The 15,582-nt window shown below is 69.9% G+C and carries 17 protein-coding genes; 7 read left to right on the forward strand and 10 right to left on the reverse strand.

Annotated elements, in window-relative coordinates; all coding sequences use genetic code 11:
- Positions 1-51 precede the first annotated feature (51 nt).
- Both D456_RS0121135 and D456_RS0121140 read right to left on the reverse strand, forming a co-directional pair.
- Positions 52-672: a YigZ family protein gene (locus D456_RS0121135; protein WP_017578168.1), complete on the reverse strand. Its 621-nt coding sequence runs from the start codon at positions 670-672 to the stop codon at positions 52-54.
- 116 nt (positions 673-788) lie between these two features.
- Positions 789-2,381, reverse strand: a complete 1,593-nt coding sequence (locus tag D456_RS0121140) for an SLC13 family permease (RefSeq protein WP_017578169.1) — start codon at positions 2,379-2,381, stop codon at positions 789-791.
- A gap of 264 nt (positions 2,382-2,645) precedes the next feature.
- Between D456_RS0121140 and D456_RS0121145 the strand changes: the two genes are divergently transcribed.
- Positions 2,646-3,260, forward strand: a complete 615-nt coding sequence (locus D456_RS0121145) for a superoxide dismutase family protein (protein ID WP_017578170.1) — start codon at positions 2,646-2,648, stop codon at positions 3,258-3,260.
- Positions 3,261-3,341: 81 nt separating this feature from the next.
- Here D456_RS0121145 and D456_RS0121150 read toward each other — a convergent pair whose 3' ends face one another.
- Complete coding sequence (locus D456_RS0121150) at positions 3,342-4,082, reverse strand: YidC/Oxa1 family membrane protein insertase (protein ID WP_017578171.1); 741 nt, start codon at positions 4,080-4,082, stop codon at positions 3,342-3,344.
- Between the two features lie 221 nt (positions 4,083-4,303).
- On the reverse strand, positions 4,304-4,603 hold the full coding sequence (locus tag D456_RS0121155) for a DUF6412 domain-containing protein (protein WP_017578172.1): 300 nt from the start codon (positions 4,601-4,603) through the stop codon (positions 4,304-4,306).
- A gap of 233 nt (positions 4,604-4,836) precedes the next feature.
- Here D456_RS0121155 and D456_RS0121160 point away from each other — a divergent pair, with 233 nt between their 5' ends.
- Entirely contained in the window at positions 4,837-5,151 is a 315-nt protein-coding gene (locus D456_RS0121160) for a hypothetical protein (protein ID WP_026116090.1), read from the forward strand.
- Positions 5,152-5,244: 93 nt separating this feature from the next.
- Here the strand turns inward: D456_RS0121160 and D456_RS0121165 are convergent, their stop codons facing one another.
- The gene (locus tag D456_RS0121165) at positions 5,245-6,846 is read right to left on the reverse strand and encodes an N-acyl-D-amino-acid deacylase family protein (RefSeq protein ID WP_017578174.1); all 1,602 of its coding nucleotides are present in this window, start codon (positions 6,844-6,846) and stop codon (positions 5,245-5,247) included.
- 140 nt (positions 6,847-6,986) lie between these two features.
- On the opposite strand from D456_RS0121165, the gene D456_RS0121170 reads away from it, so the two are divergent.
- Together D456_RS0121170 and D456_RS0121175 are read left to right on the forward strand one after the other, a co-directional pair.
- Positions 6,987-7,367 (forward strand): RidA family protein, encoded by a 381-nt coding sequence (locus tag D456_RS0121170; protein ID WP_017578175.1) that lies wholly within the window; start codon positions 6,987-6,989, stop codon positions 7,365-7,367.
- 192 nt (positions 7,368-7,559) lie between these two features.
- Entirely contained in the window at positions 7,560-7,889 is a 330-nt protein-coding gene (locus D456_RS0121175; protein ID WP_017578176.1) for a hypothetical protein, read from the forward strand.
- A gap of 37 nt (positions 7,890-7,926) precedes the next feature.
- On the opposite strand, the gene D456_RS0121180 is transcribed toward D456_RS0121175, so the two are convergent.
- From D456_RS0121180 to D456_RS0121190, 3 genes are all read right to left on the reverse strand, one after another.
- On the reverse strand, positions 7,927-8,532 hold the full coding sequence (locus D456_RS0121180) for a TetR/AcrR family transcriptional regulator (RefSeq protein WP_040699835.1): 606 nt from the start codon (positions 8,530-8,532) through the stop codon (positions 7,927-7,929).
- A gap of 189 nt (positions 8,533-8,721) precedes the next feature.
- Positions 8,722-9,171 (reverse strand): GNAT family N-acetyltransferase, encoded by a 450-nt coding sequence (locus tag D456_RS0121185; RefSeq protein WP_017578178.1) that lies wholly within the window; start codon positions 9,169-9,171, stop codon positions 8,722-8,724.
- A 315-nt stretch (positions 9,172-9,486) separates the two neighbouring features.
- The gene (locus tag D456_RS0121190; protein WP_017578179.1) at positions 9,487-10,773 is read right to left on the reverse strand and encodes an ATP synthase F0 subunit B; all 1,287 of its coding nucleotides are present in this window, start codon (positions 10,771-10,773) and stop codon (positions 9,487-9,489) included.
- Positions 10,774-11,179: 406 nt separating this feature from the next.
- Between D456_RS0121190 and D456_RS0121195 the strand changes: the two genes are divergently transcribed.
- The 3 genes from D456_RS0121195 to D456_RS0121205 all read left to right on the forward strand — a co-directional run bounded on the left by D456_RS0121195 (position 11,180) and on the right by D456_RS0121205 (position 13,008).
- Complete coding sequence (locus tag D456_RS0121195; protein WP_017578180.1) at positions 11,180-11,728, forward strand: gamma carbonic anhydrase family protein; 549 nt, start codon at positions 11,180-11,182, stop codon at positions 11,726-11,728.
- A gap of 203 nt (positions 11,729-11,931) precedes the next feature.
- Complete coding sequence (locus D456_RS0121200; RefSeq protein WP_239643895.1) at positions 11,932-12,171, forward strand: hypothetical protein; 240 nt, start codon at positions 11,932-11,934, stop codon at positions 12,169-12,171.
- A 105-nt stretch (positions 12,172-12,276) separates the two neighbouring features.
- A complete protein-coding gene (locus D456_RS0121205) occupies positions 12,277-13,008 on the forward strand; it encodes a hypothetical protein (protein ID WP_017578182.1) in 732 nt (243 codons plus the stop codon).
- A gap of 97 nt (positions 13,009-13,105) precedes the next feature.
- Here the strand turns inward: D456_RS0121205 and D456_RS0121210 are convergent, their stop codons facing one another.
- Entirely contained in the window at positions 13,106-14,347 is a 1,242-nt protein-coding gene (locus tag D456_RS0121210) for a sensor histidine kinase (RefSeq protein ID WP_017578183.1), read from the reverse strand.
- Positions 14,344-15,582 carry a sensor histidine kinase gene (locus D456_RS0121215; protein WP_017578184.1) on the reverse strand — a complete coding sequence of 413 codons (1,239 nt, stop codon included), beginning with the start codon at positions 15,580-15,582 and terminating at the stop codon, positions 14,344-14,346. The genes D456_RS0121210 and D456_RS0121215 overlap by 4 nt, the downstream gene beginning before the upstream one ends.

Below are 15,582 nucleotides of genomic sequence, written 5' to 3' on the forward strand. Positions count from 1 at the left end.
CCCCACTCGTTACCGCCCCTTGATCGGGGGATCCCGTTCACAGCAGGGATTCTAGGGCTCGACCTCCACGACGGTGCTGCCCTTCACCTCGTGGTCGGCTCTGCCCCCGGTGATCTCGGCGAGCCACACCCCGAACCCCTCGAGTTCGTCCTCGGACAGCGCGATCTCGATACGTACGCGTGCTTCGTAGACCACGTCCCGGACGGTGTACGGGGAGTCGCGCAGGTCGCTCTCCAGGCGCCCGCCGAGCACGTAGTCGGCCAGGACCTCCACCACCAGTAGGGTACGCCGTTCCAGGACCCCGAACTCGTCGACGGCGGCCGACACGGAGTTCCCGTAGGCGCGGATGAGCCCGCCGGCCCCGAGTTTGATCCCGCCGAAGTAGCGCGTGACCACGGCGACGGTGTCGGTGAGCTCGCGGTGGCGCAGGACCTCGAGCATGGGCACACCCGCGGTACCGCCGGGCTCGCCGTCGTCGCTGGAGCGCTGTACGTTGCCTTCCTCGCCGAGCACGTAGGCCGTGCAGTTGTGTGCGGCGCTCCAGTGCTCCTTGCGCCGGTCGGCGATGAACGCGCGGGCGGCCTCCTCGCTGTCCACCCGTGCCAGGGCACAGATGAACCGGGACTTCTTGATCTCGGTCTCGTGTTCGCCGCCGCGTCTGATGGTTCGCATGTCGCCTGTTCAACGAGGGTCGTGGTTCCGGCCCACCAGTCTGCCGGATGCCCGCGGCGGCCCGTACCCCCGTGCGCTCCCGTTCCCCGCCCGGGAGCGGACGGGGAACGGGGTGTTCACAGGCCGAAGACCCAGAGCACGGTCGTGTACATGGTGGCGAGCACCAGCAAGAGGGACACGAGGTTGAGCAGGACCCCTCCCTTGACCATCTGTCCGATACGGATGTGGCCGGTACCGAACACGATCGCGTTCGGCGGGGTGGCGACCGGCAGCATGAAGGCCAGGCTCGCGGCGAGCGCGGCCGGCACGACCAGGGTCAGGACCGGCAGGTTCAGGCCCAGGGCCACACCCGCCATGACCGGAACGAAGATCGATGCTGTGGCCGTGTTGCTGGTCAGTTCGGTCAGCAACAGGACGATGCCGGTGACGAGGAGGATACACACCCAGCCGGGGACCTCGCCCAACCCTTCGACCCGCTCACCGATCCACAGGCTCGGGCCGCTGGAGCCGAACTGGGCCGACAGGCTCAACCCGCCGCCGAAGAGCAGGAGTACGCCCCACGGCAGTTTGACGGCCTGTTCCCAGTCGATGGCGCGCACACCGCGGCGTCCGTCGACGGGGACGATGAACAGGACGACGGCCGCTGCGATGGCGATCCCGCCGTCGGTGAAGTTGCCCAACCACGGCAGTGCACCGCCGATGCCCTCGGTCTCAGCCAGGAGCGGGATGAAGATCCAGGCCGCGGCCGTGCAGACGAACACCGCCAGGACGGTCCATTCGCCGCGCGACATGGGGCCGAGGTCGCGCAGTTCCTGACGGATGTGTGAGCGGGCCTCGCCGAGGTCCCGGGTCTCGGGCGGGTAGACGACCTTGGTCAGCAGGATCCAGCACAGGACGAGGAAGACGGCCGCGAGTGGTGCGCCCACGATCATCCACTGTCCGAAACCGATGGTGATGTCGTGTTCCTGTGACAGGTAACCGGCCATGAAGGCGTTGGGCGGTGTCCCGATGAGGGTGGAGACCGAGCCGATCGACGAGGCGTAAGCGATGCCCAGCATGAGTGCGGTCGCGAAGTCGGCGTCGGTGCGGCCGTCCCTGAGCTGGGTGACCAGACCGATGACGGCCAGGCCGATCGGCAGCATCATCATGGCGGTCGCCGTGTTGGAGACCCACATGGTGATGAAAGCGGTGGCGAGCATGAAGCCGCCGATGATGCTGACCGGCCCGGTGCCCACGGCGGCGACGATGGAGAGCGCGACCCGTTTGTGCAGGTTCCATCGCTGCATCGCCAGTGCGATCACGAACCCGCCCATGAACAGGAAGATGATGTCGTTGGCGTAGGGCGCGGTGACGTCGTCGATGGAGGTGCCCTCCAGGACGATGGGGAAGACCGCCAGGGGCAGGAGTGCGGTGGCCGGCAACGGCAGGGCCTCGGTCATCCACCACACGGCCATGACGACGGCGACCGCGGCGACGAGCGAGGCGTTGGCGGACAGATCACCGGTCGGCGCCATGGCCCCGTCGTCGCCCTCGACGGGCAACGGGATCTCGGGCATCGCCGCGAAGGCGGCCAGGCCGAGCACCGGGCCGAGCAGGAGACCGGCGGCCCGGCGCACGACGGTGCTGCGTTCGAGTTCGTTCTCGGCGGCCTCGGTGTGCGCCGGAGCGTCGTCGTTCTCAGACGTGGGGGAATCTGGTGTCTGGCTCACGTCTCACACCCTTCAATGTGACATCCGTTACATAATTCACCCTCGCTTGCATACCGAAACCCCACGCCGGAGTCGGATCCGGGCCGCCCCGCGAAAAGTGCCGAACGTGACCGGTAGCATCCGGAGCGTTGCACCCGAGGCCCCCACACCGGGCACGTGCACCCCCTCGGACCCCCGAGGCAGCCCTTCCGCGCCCACAGTTATCAGGTGAACACCTTGGGTAATATTGCGGACAACCGCCGAGAAGACACCGGGAGTCCCGCTATGCGCACGATCCAGGTCGCCACCGGCCTCGCCCTGACCGCACTGCTCGCCGCCGGGTGCTCGGAGGAAGGACCCGACACCAGCGGTGCCGCCGGCGACGAGGAGTCGGTCGCCGAGCCCACGAGCTCCCCCAGCGTGACCGCAGCGACCTTCTTCCCGCCCGGCGAGGGCGCCGGCGCAGTCACCTACGACGAGACGGCCGTCCCCGAGGGCGCCACCGCCGACGTACAGGTGAGCACCACGGAAGAGGAGAGCGAGGTCCGGTTCACCGCGACCGGGCTGGAAGCCGACCGCGACTTCGGCGCCCACGTACACACCCAGCCCTGCGGGGACGAACCCGACGACTCGGGCCCGCACTACCAGAACGAGGCCGACCCGGCCGCCGACGAGGACAATCCTTCGACCGATCCTGAGTACGCCAACCCCGACAACGAGGTGTGGCTGGACTTCACCACCGACGACAGCGGCAACGGCGACGCCACGGCGACCGTCCCGTGGCAGTTCCGCGAGGGTGAGGCGCAGTCCCTGGTGCTGCACGAGGAGCACACCGCCACCGAGGACGGCGAGGCGGGCCAGGCCGGCGACCGGTTGGGCTGTGTGACCGTGGAGTTCTGATCCACTGGCTCGGAACGGGCCGAGACGCAACCACGGATGCCCGGGACCGCGTGCCCCGGGCACCGTCGTGCCGGAAGGGGATCACGCCCCCGGTCCGGACCGCTCCGGGAGCAACCGGCGCAGCACGAGCCGTTCTCCCAGCGCCCAGGCGGTGGAGACCAACAGGTAGAGCCCGGCAGCCAGGGGCACGAACGCGGCGATCGCCACGGGCACGTAGGACATGTAGGTGAGGATCCCCGGCATCGCGGGCCGCCCCTGGCCGTCCGCGGTGGCGTCGGTCAGCGTCGCCGGGAGCACGACGTAGCTGCGCTGGGCCCATGCCACCAGGGCGAGGAAGGCGATGAGCAGTGCGAAGACCGGTTCCACCGGCATCCCCTGGGCGAGCGGGAGCAGGGAGGACCCGAGTTCGACCCCGCCGAAGGTGTGGGACAGGAGGGGACCTGCGTCCTCGGAAGCGCCCGTGAAGACGCCGTACAGGGCCAGGACCACGGGCATCTGTACGAGCGCGGGCAGGCAGCCGGCGAAGGGTGAGGTTCCGGCCTCGGAATAGACCTTGCGCTGTTCGGCGACCATCTTCTGTGGGTCGTCGCGGTGTCGGGCCCCGATACGTGCCAGTTCGGGGCCGATGCGGGCCCGCACCTTCTCGGCACGTACCTGGGCGATGCCGACAGGGAGCAGCAGCAGGCGCACCCCCATGGTGAGGAGTACGACGGACAGGCCCGCCGCGGCGGCGGGAACGAGGGGGACGAGCAGTGCGGTGAGCGCGGCCAGGGCCGAGGAGACCAGGTCCATGGCGGCCGCGATGGGAGCGAAGCTGTACAAGGGTGATGCCCTTCGTCCGGAACGGATGCGGTGCGCGATGTTCGGACCGCTCGCTCCCGTTCCTCGGGACGCGGGTTCCTCCTGGCCTGTGGCCGAGAACGCACTCTCCCGGGCCAGGTGCGTCCGAGCAGGCGTCCCCGAAGGAAGAGCCCGTCGGAGACCACCGCACGGGTCACCCGGTGAGCAACTGCCCATGAGGGTTCGGCAGGGCCGTACAGAGGTCAGCGAGCGGTCGCGGGGACCGCTCCTGGTGCTCTGGGACGTGGTTTGCCCGCGGCCGCGGGGTTGCACAACGTGACGACCTGCAGGCGTTCGGACCTGCGGAGCATCGCACGCACGGCGTCCGCGGCGGCCTCACCGGTGGTCCAGGGCACCAGGCCCCGCACCAGGTACAGGGCGAGGTAGGAGGCGGCGGCGACAGCCACCAGGGCGAGGCTTCCGGGGGCCAGTGCGGCGACCATGTCGAAGGGCAGGGCCCCCAGGGCCAGGAACTCCATGGCGAGGAGCAGGGTGTAGTACACGTGCCCCTCCTCCCGGGTGCTGCGGCCTTCGACGGGGCCGTGACGGCTTTCGGGGCAGATTTTAGGGGAGACGGGACGCGTTTCCAATGGCACGCTCCCGGAGAAATTGGGCGACACTCCGCCTGAGCTGCGCCTGTTCGCGGTACCCCTGTAGCTAAATGACACGGAGTAACCAACTCCGTGCGCGGCTGGGACCTCCGTGCCTGGACGGCCCGGCAGAAAAGGGGAACCCTGTGCCGATTCGCCCTGCGAACCTCGCCACCATGTCCGCCACCATCGCCGGCGCGATCTCGGGGATGTCGGACAAGGACGACAAGGACACGGTCCGCGTCGTCTTCGAATCAGGATACGAGCAGATCGTCGAGAACGGCGGCTGCCGCCCCCTCGAGACCGGTCAGGGCGGGGTCGTCACGATCGACGGCGACAGCAGTGTGCGGTTCGCCCTGTTCGCGGGGACGAGCTGCCAGACCAGCCGGGCCCTCGCCTCCGGACACGGCTCGGTGAGCTTCGGCGACCCGGTTCTGGCCGGCGCGGTCGTCATCGGCTGAGCACGGCGGCGGGTGCGGGACGCTCGTGGGTCGGGTCCGCTCGGGCCGACCCTCTCGCCGCACCGAGCAGGCGACGACGGTGGTCGCGACCGGTCACGGCCCGTTCCTGCGGACGGAACGCCCCGGGAGCCGGTCGGTACGTCGACCGTTGCGCACGGTGAACTCGCCGCTGAGCAGGACGTGTTCGATCCCCACCGGTGTGCGGCACGGGTCTTCGAAGGTGGCGCGTGCGGCGACCGTGTCCGGATCGAACACGACGAGATCGGCGACGGAACCGACCTGGACGACGCCCCGGTCGTCCAGACCGAGCCGTGCAGCGGGACGCGAGGTCAGGTGGCGTACGCACTCCTCCAGGGTGAGGACACCGAGTTCGCGCACGTAGTGGCCGAGATAGCGGGGGAAGGTCCCCCAACCGCGCGGGTGGGGGCGACCGCCCACGAGGATGCCGTCGCTGCCCCCGGTGTGTGCGCCGTGCCGCATGATCGTGCGGATGTTCTCCTCGTTACCGACCTCGAGCAGGCATCCGCTGCGCAGGCGGTCGGCCACGAGTAGGTCGGCGTAGAGCTCTGCGGGGCGGCGGCCGTGTTCGCGGGCCAGGTCGGCGATCGAGGATCCCACGGCCCAGGAGAGGTGGGGCGCGGTGACCCCGGTGACCACGATGCTCTCCCAGTCCAGGGGGATGCCGTGGTTGCCGTCGGTGCCCTCGTCCTCGATCTCGTGCAGGATGCGGGCACGGATGGCGGGATCACGCAGACGTTTCAGGATCAGTTCGGTGCCTCCGGCCTGTGCCCAGCTCGGCATCGGTGCAGCCAGGCAGGTGGCGCTGGGGCCGTAGGGGTAGCTGTCGAGGGTGACGTCGAGGCCGTACCGAACGGTGGCCTCGTCGATGGCGTCCAGGACTTCGGGGGCCCGCCCCTGGTTCCGGGGGAAGTTCACGTGGCAGTGGGCCAGGTGCAGGGACACCTGGGCGTTGCGGGCCACGTCCAGGCACTCCTGGTAAGCCTCCACGATCCGCGAGCCGTAGTTGCGGTGGTGCGGGCAGTAGTACCCGCCGACCTCACGCACGGGGGCCAGGAGCGCGACGATCTCGTCGTCGGTGGCGTACATGCCCGGTGTGTAGGTCAGACCGCTGGAGAGGCCCTGCGCGCCCTCGGACATGCCTCGGGCGACCATGTCGCGCATGCGGTCGAGTTCGGCACGGGTGGGAGGGCGGTCGGCGCTGCCGACCACGGCCGTGCGGACGTTGCCGTGCGGGACGAGGACGGCGGCGTTGACGGGGGCTCCCTCGTCGACCCGGTCGAGGTAGGCACCGATGCCGCGCCAGTCGCGTTCCAGGTCGGGTGTGCCGTTCCACCCAGCGAGGCATTCGAAGAGTTCGTCCGCGGTGGTGTCGGTGACGGGGGCGTACCCGAGTCCGTCCTGGCCGAGCACCTCCAGGGTGATCCCTTGCGCGACCTTGGCGCTGTGGTCGGGGTCGGCCAGGATCGCGAGGTCGGAATGGGCGTGCATGTCGATGAAACCGGGGGCGACGACGAGCCCGTCGATGTCGACGACGGTTCCGGTGGTGGTGTCGGTCCGGCCTGGTGCGGCGACGTGGGTGATCCGCCCGTTGCGCAGGACGAGGTCGGCGCGGCGGGCGGATGCGCCCGTACCGTCGACGACGAGCCCGCCGGTGAGCACGGTCTCGGACTGCACTGTTCCTCCGTTCGGGCACCGACACGCGGAGAGGTCGGTGTGGCCCAAGGTACGTGTGGAGCACAAAAATTGATAACTTTGTTTCCAGTAATGGTGCCCGGGCGAGCCGGTGCCGACCCCTCCGGAGAAGGAGTTTTCCCATGGCAGAGAAAGCGGTCCGTACCGACCGGGCCCCCGCCCCCGCGGGCGCCTACAGCCAGGGTGTCGTGGCCGGCGGTTTTCTGTTCACGTCCGGTCTCGGGCCCCAGGACCCCGTGGACGGGATCGTCGCTCCCAGCGTCGGAGAGCAGACCGCACAGGTCCTGGCCAATATCTCCGCCGTCCTGGCCGAACACGGCCTGACCCTCGACGACGTCGTCAGGGCGACCGTGCACCTGGAGAGCCTCAAGGCGGACTTCGCGGAGTTCGATGCCGTCTACGAGGAGCATTTCAGTGCCCCCTACCCGGTGCGCACCACGGTGGGCTCCGACCTGGCCGACATCCTCGTGGAGATCGACGTCGTCGCCAAGCTCCGCGCCTGAGCGTCGCGCCGAACGTTCCGAGGCCGTACCAGGGTTCTCTACCCCGGACCGGCCTCTCCCACGCGAATCAGTCTTTTCGGGGGAACTCATCTTCCCCAGAAAGCCTGAAAATATCCAGAACAAAGCATGCGGCCTGGATGTCCAACCTTGTGTTCCCCCGTAACAACGAGCACAGCAGAAGAGGCACGACGCATGATCATCTGGACCGGCTGGGGCATCCTCGTCCCCGTCTTCATGGCCCTCGGAGCCGGTGGAGGCGGACTGCTCACCGAGGAACTCTTCGGTGTCGGCACCGGAGGCAACGGCGCACTGGTCGGGGCTCTACTCGCCGCCGTCGCAATCTTCCTGCTCGGCCGTAAACTCAACAAACCCGAGCAGGGGTATCACCCCAGGACCGGGGAACCCGTCGTGTACCGCAATCGGCACACGTTCTTCTTCGTCCCCATGCAGTACTGGTCGGCCATCATCCCCGTGATCGGCCTGATCGTCACCGTCGTCACCATGATCAAGGGAACCGCGTGACACCAGGTGCGTGAACCCGGGCAGCGGCGTGCACCGCTCAGGTCGCGTCGCTGTCCTCGAAGTCCTTCAAGCACAGCTCCAGCAGGTCCTGGACCCTCCGGGTGATGGTCTCCCGCTCCATCTCGCACAATGCCCCCGCACCCTCGACCAGACGCACGCGGGCGATGCCCAGCAGCACCGAGGACATGAGCAGCGCGTGCGCCCGCCGTTCCGGCCCGCCCAGGTAGACCGCGAGCGGTTCGATCATCGCCGAGGTGATACGCCCCTGGTACACCGAACGCAGGTCGGGGTCACCGGCCGAGTCGTCCAGGGCCCGTTGCAGCGCGGTGCCCTCGCCGTGCAGACGGCTGACGGTGTGCTCGGCCAGACGCCGGGTCAGTTGGTCGTGCGGACCTTCCTCGATGAGCCCCGGGTAGACGCCGTCCTCGCGCAGGAGTTCGGTGAGCAGCCCGCGTTTGGCCCCGAAGTAACGGTTGATGAGCGCGACGTTCACCCCTGCGTGCGCCGCGATCTTGCGTGAGGAGACCGAGCCGTACCCCTCGTTGGTGAAGAGCTCCTTGGCGCTGGCGAGGATCCGTGCACGCGTCGCCTCGCGGCCCCGGGCGGGGCCGGTTCCGCCCCCGGTCTCGTCCGGATGATCCATCTGCACCCCTCGGTGGCCGCGATCTGGCTTCCAGGTCTCCAGGTTGACACCAACAGACGGTGACCGCATACCGGAACCCGTCGAGAGATACCCATACGACAGCCCGCCGCGACTCAGTTGTGCTCTCCGGGGGCCGCCCGGCACGAGGGTTTGTACAGCGGGTCCGACGGCCCGCACACGACCGGTCCCTCAGAGGTAGCGCCGGAACCCTTCGGTGGAGTTGTCGAAACCGAGGGCCTGGTAGAAGGCACGAGCACCACCCCCGGAATCGTGGGAGAGCAGCTCGGCCTTGTAGCACCCGGCCCGGGTGGCGCGGTCGACGGCGTCCTCCATGAGGGCGCGGCCGATACCGACGCCGCGGGCCTCGGGGGCCACGACGAGGTTGTCGACGATCGCCCAGGGTTGTGCGTCGTGGGTGAGGTTGGCGACCACGACGAGGTCGAGGGTACCGATGATCTGGCCGCGCTCCTCGGCCACCAGAACGGTGCGGTCGGGGTCGTTCTCCATCCGGGTCCAGGCACGCACGGCCGCGGACGACATGCGCACCTGTGCGCCCTGCGTATCAGTGGTGTCGCCGAGTTCCCGGAGGAGACGCAGGATCGCTCCGAGGTCGGACCGGATGGCCGCACGAATCATCATGGCTGTCGGCATCGTAGCCGACAGCTGCGACAACAAGGACGGGACCCCACATCACCCCACAAATCACCGCACGCGCAGCGTTTCCTGTGTCCCGGGAGCACGCGGAACCTCGAGAAGCCACGCCCGGCCGCGCCCGTGCACCCCACGAGCCCCGCGCGGAAGGCCGACCTCTCCCCCGGGCCGCTCGACCGGGCACACCCGTGCCGAGGACCTTTCCGAGAGGCTCACCGGAGAATGGGCCGATCACACGCCGGGGTGGGGCCTCTTCGGACCCCACCCCGGCATCGGCCTCACGTCCCTGTGGGAAACCGACGGTTACTCCTTGCGGACCACGCGGACGCCCTCGCCGTCCGTCGGGGGCTGCGGGCCACCCGCCCGCTGATCCGCCGGGGGCGCGGCGGCCTGGGGTCCGGCCGGGGGCGCGGTCTGCGGTCCGGCCGCCTGACGCCCGCCCTCCGGCTGGCGGTAGATGCCGGTCACACCCGAGTCGCCTCTTTCCTGGGCCCCCTGGCCCTGCGGCTCACTGCCCTCCGGGTCCGGACCGTCGAAGCGTGCGCCCTGCGGCGGGCCCGAGGCAGCCTGCGGGCCCTTGGGGTCGCCCTGCTCGCCCTTGTCCTCCTCGGGCTTCTGGGCGGGCTTGATGCGCACAGTGGACTCGTCGGGCTCCTCCGGGACCGGAGACAGCTTCGCCGTGGGTTCCAGGCCCTCCTGCCCGTCCGCGGGCTTGCCGTCCTTCTCCTCAGGGACGGCGGCCTCGGCGGGCTTCTCGGACTCAGCGGACTTCTCGGTCTCGGCCGGCTCGCCGTCCTCCGCGGAGCCGGCGGACACGGCCTCCTCCGCGGGCTTGTCCCGGCCGTGCTCGGACTTCACGGGTTTACCGGACCCGGCCTTCTCTCCGCCCTTCCTGCCCGGGCCCTGCTCGGGCTCGGCCGCCTCGGGCTCCGGCGTGTCCTCACGGGACAGCCCCGTCTCCAGCGCGCCCGCCTGGTCCTCAGCGGCCACCAGGTCGGCCAGGGTGGAGTGCATGTCCTTGAGCCGCCGCAGCGCCTCGGCGTGCGTGGCCGTGAGGGTGGCGAGCCGGCGGTCGGCCGTGTCGTGGATCTTCTTCGCCCGCGCCTCGGCCTCGCTCAACCGGCGGTCGCCGTCCTGCTTGGCCTGGGAACGCAGCTGCTCGGCCTCCTTCTTCGCGCCGGAGACCATACCGTTGGCCTCCTCGCGCGCGGAGGAGACGATGCGCTCCGCGTGCTCCTCGGCCTCCTTGCGGTACTGGGAGACCTCGCCCTTGGCCTTCTTCTCGGCCTCCTCGATCTCGGACTCGACCCGGGAGCGGCGCTCCTTGGCCTCTTCCTCCGCGATACGCAGGATCTCCGCCATGCGCTCGCTGATCTGCTCGTGTTCCGGCTTGGTCTGAGCCTTCTCACGTGCGATCGCGAGGTCTCGCTTGTACTGCTCCAGTTCCTCGTCCATCCGCTGCAGACGCTCGCGGAGGTCCTTGAACTGGTTGTCCATCCGGACGTAGTAGTCGTCGACGTGCGCCTTGTCGTAGCCGCCCTTGCGCACCGTCGGGAACCTGTCTTGCTGCAGTCCGCCACCCGGCAACATATCGCTCATGTGCCCTTCATGTCCTAACACCGTTTCGACTGCACGTCGCAGAAGGTGAGAGTTGCCCCGTACCCAATTGTCCAGGGACCATCCGCGAGGTCCGGCTGTGGGAGCTCCGAAGCCGTAATGTCCCTGATGTCCCCGCGTCCCGCCGGCTCTGTGGGGGGCACAGGCCTCTTCCGGGGCGCCGCGTCATGAGAACCGTCCGCCACGACCAAGGTAGGCACGCTCTGCGACGCTGCGTCAATGTCCCCGAGGGGTACACCGGCGTGCGGCCCCTGGTCACCTTCTTACTAAGGTATGCGCGATCATCCCCGTACGGGGTCCGAGTGGTCAACTTCTCGTTCACCCCACACGTCACGGGAACGACAAAACGCGTCCGCACGACGCTGGAGAGGACCAGGCGATGGGCAAGGACACACATCCCCACCCCGGCGCGCACATCGGCGAGGCCGAGTTCGGCAACCCCGAGATCGACCCCACCGCCTGGGTCGCGCCCGGCGCGGTCGTCGTCGGGCGCGTGCGCCTGGGCGCCCACAGCAGTGTCTGGTACGGGTGCGTACTGCGCGCCGACAGCGAGGACATCGTCGTCGGCGAACGCGTCAACATCCAGGACCAGTGCGGGATGCATTCCGACCCCGGCGAGCCCGCGATCCTGCACGACGGTGTGAGCCTGGGCCACCAGGCAATGGTGCACGGCGCGGTCGTGGAGGAGGGCGCCCTCATCGGTATCGGTGCTACCGTCCTCGGCGGCGCCCGCGTGGGCAAGGGGGCCCTGGTGGCCGCCGGCGCCCTCGTCCCGCCCGGCAAGGTCGTTCCGCCCAACACCCTGTGGGCGGGCGTTCCCGGGAAGGCCGTGCGCGAGCTGAACGAGAACGACCACCTCGTCCTGGAGCACACTCCGACCCATTACGCCGAGCTCGCTCAGCGCCACCGAAGCGTCGCCTGGCGCTGAGGCACGGCCCGGAAGCACTGCCTCCGCAGCGCACTGGTCAACCCGGATGAGGGCCGGCACTGGTCCTCCCGGGTCATGTGCCGAGTGCCCCTGCGGCCTAACCTGGAGGCACCGTGCCCCATGGGTACGGCCCCTCGTCCGTGTCCCGCGCTCTCTGTCCTCGACTCGCGCTCGGCGCCGTCGTCCTCGGGAGGTGAGTGTCCGTGCGGCTCTCCGCCGACGCATACGCGCGTGCCTCCACGGTGCTGCACGACGGTGTCGCCCTGGACGAGATCGAGCTCTACGCCGAGGTTCTCGCGGCCGCCGCCCACACCGACCGCCCTCTCAGCCCGGACGAGCTCGACCGGGCCCTCGGGGTGGGCGAAGACGGCCCGGAACAGTCCTCCGAACATCCCCGACACGGTTTTCTGCCCTTCAACCGTCTTTTCACGAAATCGGCCTGATCCGGCCACCGCCGACCCGCTTGCCGCCACTCCGGACATGGGTATTGCCAATCCGGGACCACGGTCCCGACGAACGGCATCCATCCCCCTGTCAGGAGTCGACCCATGAACGCACGCTCCGACGAGTCGACCCGCCCGGCCGTCCGGCCCGGCGACCGCCCCCGGCACCGCAGTACCGGAGAGCACGACTCCGCCAAGCGCGTCACGTTCACCGTCGCCGCCGTGGCGACCTCCCTGCTCCTCCTGGTCACCGCCGCTGGACTGGGCTGGTTCCTGTTGTCCTCCGACGGCCCCGCCTCGGAACTCACCTCGGGCGTTGAAGAGGCCGAGGACCCCACGGCCGGTTCCGAACCCAGCGACGACTCCCCTGCCCCCGAGGGGGTCCTCTCCGACCCCGGTAGCGGTGTGGCCTACGAGCTGCCCGACGGCGGATGGGAACGTCTCGGTGACGACGAGGTGCCCCAGGGGTACTCCTCCTACGTGGTGCTCGGGTCGGTCGACGATCCCGACGCCTTCATCGTCACCGGGTCCCAACGGTTCGACGGGACGGAGTCCCTGGAGGAGACCGGTCTGCGTCTGGCCTCCGATGCCGTCGGCACGTTCGTCGGCGAAGGCGAGGTGCCCGAGGTCGCGCCCTCCGGCACTGAGGAGGTCGACGGCCACCCCGCGTTCGGCGCTTCGGTCGGTGCCCCCACGGGCGATGGGCCCTACGGCCGGCTCGTGGTGGTGGAGATGGACGCCTCCCACGGTGCGTTCGCCCTGGGGCTCAACACCGACGGCGGGGACGAGGCATCGGCCGACGTCGACACGGCGCTGGACTCCGTCGGCGTTCTCTGACGCCGGCGGACGTCGGGGGGCGTCGACGCCCCCGACGTCCGCCCCGGCCCGGCGTGCCCCACGGATCCGCCGGGCCGGGAATCATCGGCCGCCCGTCTCAGCCGGGCACGACCGCGCGCAGCAGGAACCCGCCGTCCCGGGTGGGGGAGGCCGACAGGCTCCCCCCGACCAGGAAGACGCGCTCACGCAGACCGGCCAGCCCGCTGCCGGGCGGTGCCCCCGTACCGGTGCCCGGGCAGGCACGGTCGTTGGCGACCTCCACGACCAGCGTGCCCGGACCGACCATGGTGTCGCGCGCCCACGTGAAGGTGATGCGGCACTCGGTCGCATCACTGTGGCGCAGCACGTTGGTCCCGCCCTCGCGCACCACCCACGCCGCCAACTCCGCGGCCTCGCGCGAGGGGGTGACCCGGTCGAGGCCGTCGACCAGGACACGGATCCCGCCGGCCGCCAGCACCCCGCGTACGTTCTCGGTCTCCTCGGCCAGGTCGACCTCTCGGTAACCGCGCACCGCCGAACGCACCTGGGCGAGCGATTCCCGGGCCAGGGCCCGCACCTCCGCGATCTCCACGGCCGCGCGTTCGGGGGCCCGTTCGGCCAGACGGGAGGCGAGTTCGGACTTGGTCGCCAACGCGGAGAGGCTGTGGCCGAGCAGGTCGTGCATGTCCCGGGCGAACCGGAGCCGCTCATCGGTGACCGCGAGCCGCGACCGCGCATCCTCTCCGTACACGACCTCGTGGACGGTCTGCCACAGCCAGAGCTCCATGAGCCAGCCGGCGATGACCACACCGCCGAAGAGCAGGGCGCCCACCCAGGCCACCGAGAAAGGCACGAGGTGGGGAGGGTCGGGGACGGTGAGGAGCCCGGCCCAGGGCAGGGCCGCCGCGAGCAGGACGGTCGGTACCGCCTGCCGTATCGGTACCAAGAACGCACACGTGGCGCCCCAGAGCGCGGTCATGTACATGGGCAGGCTCGGTGAGACGGTGATCGCGGTCATCACCACCAGGCAGCCCAGGGACCCCCAGTACCACCATGGAGAAGGGGTTTCTCTGCGTTCCAGCCTCGCCATGCACAGCGGGTACGTCGACACGGCCATCGGCAGGAGCAGTACGAAGGCCACGGACGTGCGCCACGGGGCCCCCGCCACGTGGAGGACCGAGTCCGGGATCCCGAGGAGGACGATGGTCACCTGGAGGACGACGACCGACCACACGGTCATGACACGCATGCTGCGCAGGCGGCGGTCGGCCGGGACCGCGCTCTCCCCGTCCCCTGCTCCCCCGTTCCCGTGCGGGGAGCCTGCGTTCCCGCCCTCGGCGCCTTCGCCGATCTCGTTCACGGAGCCTCCCCACTCACGACGGGCCGGTCCGGTCCTTCCGTGGACCAGGGGACGGTGGCCCGCAGCAGGAACCCGCCGTCCGGGGTGGGCTCGGCCGTCAACGACCCTCCGGACGCCACGAGCCGTTCGGCCAGCCCCGTCAGGCCACTGCCGTTGCGTTGGACACGGCCGCCCCGTGCACGGTCGTTGGCGACCTCCACGACGAGTGCATCGCCCCCTTCCCCTCCGACACGGCTGAAGGTGATGCGGCATTCTGCCGCGTCGCTGTGGCGCAGCACGTTGCTCCCGCCCTCACGCACCACCCGCGCCGCCGACACCGCCGTACCGGTGGGCAGGCCGCTCTCCGGGACCCCGCTGACCTCGGTGCGGGTTCCGTTGGCTGCCAACGCCGTACGCACGGCCTCGACCTCATCGGCCAGGTCGATCTCGCGGTATCCGCGCACCGCCGACCGCACCTGCTGCAACGATCGGCGTGCCAGCCCCTGGACCTGAGCCATCTCGTCCGCCGCGAGGGCCGGGTCGCGTTCCAGGACCTGTTCGGCGAGTTCGGACTTGACCACGAGCGCGGAGAGGCTGTGCCCGAGCAGGTCGTGCATGTCCCGGGAGAAACGCAACCGTTCCTCCGACACCGCCAGGCGGGCGCGGGCGCGCTGTTCGAGGAGTGCTTCGTTGGTCACGTCCCAGAGCCGGACGTAGATGAGTACCGCCCCCGCCAGGAACAACGACCACAGCACCGCGCCGGCCCACACGGACGCGAGAGCGATCGGGGTGACCTCCTGCAAGGCCTGTACCGAGAGTACGGCGCACAGCGCGATGCTCCCCGCGAGCAGGAACCACCCCCTCGAGCGGGGACCGATGAAGGCCGCGATGCCGACCCAACCGCCCAGGACGAAGATACCGAAGAGCGGGGTCATCGACATGGACACCACCACCGCCACCAGAGCCGTCGCGCCCCAGTAGGCCCACGGGGAGGCCTGGCGGGGCTGCCCCAGACGGACCCGCCCGAAGAGCATCCACAACAGCAGGAACGACGCGAGCAGGGCCGCCCCGACCAGCACCGCCGCGATCCAGCGGCGCTCGGGCGGGCCCGCCAGCATGCCCACCACCGTCGACATCACCAGTGGCAGGACCAGCACGCACGACGAGAGGACGATGACCACGCGCACGAAGTGGAGCTTGCGGACCTTGCGGCGTTCGGTGACGACCCCCGTGAGGTCGCGTCGGTCCCGTGCCAC

This window comes from Nocardiopsis kunsanensis DSM 44524 (assembly GCF_000340965.1).
GTDB lineage: Bacteria > Actinomycetota > Actinomycetes > Streptosporangiales > Streptosporangiaceae > Nocardiopsis > Nocardiopsis kunsanensis.

What these genes read in the sequence shown, in the direction of transcription:
- D456_RS0121205 (WP_017578182.1), top strand. Translation starts at nt 12,277, where the DNA reads ATGAACGCACGCTCCGACGAGTCGACCCGCCCGGCCGTCCGGCCCGGC.
- D456_RS0121190 (WP_017578179.1), bottom strand. Translation starts at nt 10,773, where the DNA reads ATGTTGCCGGGTGGCGGACTGCAGCAAGACAGGTTCCCGACGGTGCGC.
- D456_RS0121175 (WP_017578176.1), top strand. Translation starts at nt 7,560, where the DNA reads ATGATCATCTGGACCGGCTGGGGCATCCTCGTCCCCGTCTTCATGGCC.
- D456_RS0121145 (WP_017578170.1), top strand. Translation starts at nt 2,646, where the DNA reads ATGCGCACGATCCAGGTCGCCACCGGCCTCGCCCTGACCGCACTGCTC.
- D456_RS0121135 (WP_017578168.1), bottom strand. Translation starts at nt 672, where the DNA reads ATGCGAACCATCAGACGCGGCGGCGAACACGAGACCGAGATCAAGAAG.
- D456_RS0121185 (WP_017578178.1), bottom strand. Translation starts at nt 9,171, where the DNA reads ATGATGATTCGTGCGGCCATCCGGTCCGACCTCGGAGCGATCCTGCGT.
- D456_RS0121195 (WP_017578180.1), top strand. Translation starts at nt 11,180, where the DNA reads ATGGGCAAGGACACACATCCCCACCCCGGCGCGCACATCGGCGAGGCC.
- D456_RS0121170 (WP_017578175.1), top strand. Translation starts at nt 6,987, where the DNA reads ATGGCAGAGAAAGCGGTCCGTACCGACCGGGCCCCCGCCCCCGCGGGC.
- D456_RS0121180 (WP_040699835.1), bottom strand. Translation starts at nt 8,532, where the DNA reads ATGGATCATCCGGACGAGACCGGGGGCGGAACCGGCCCCGCCCGGGGC.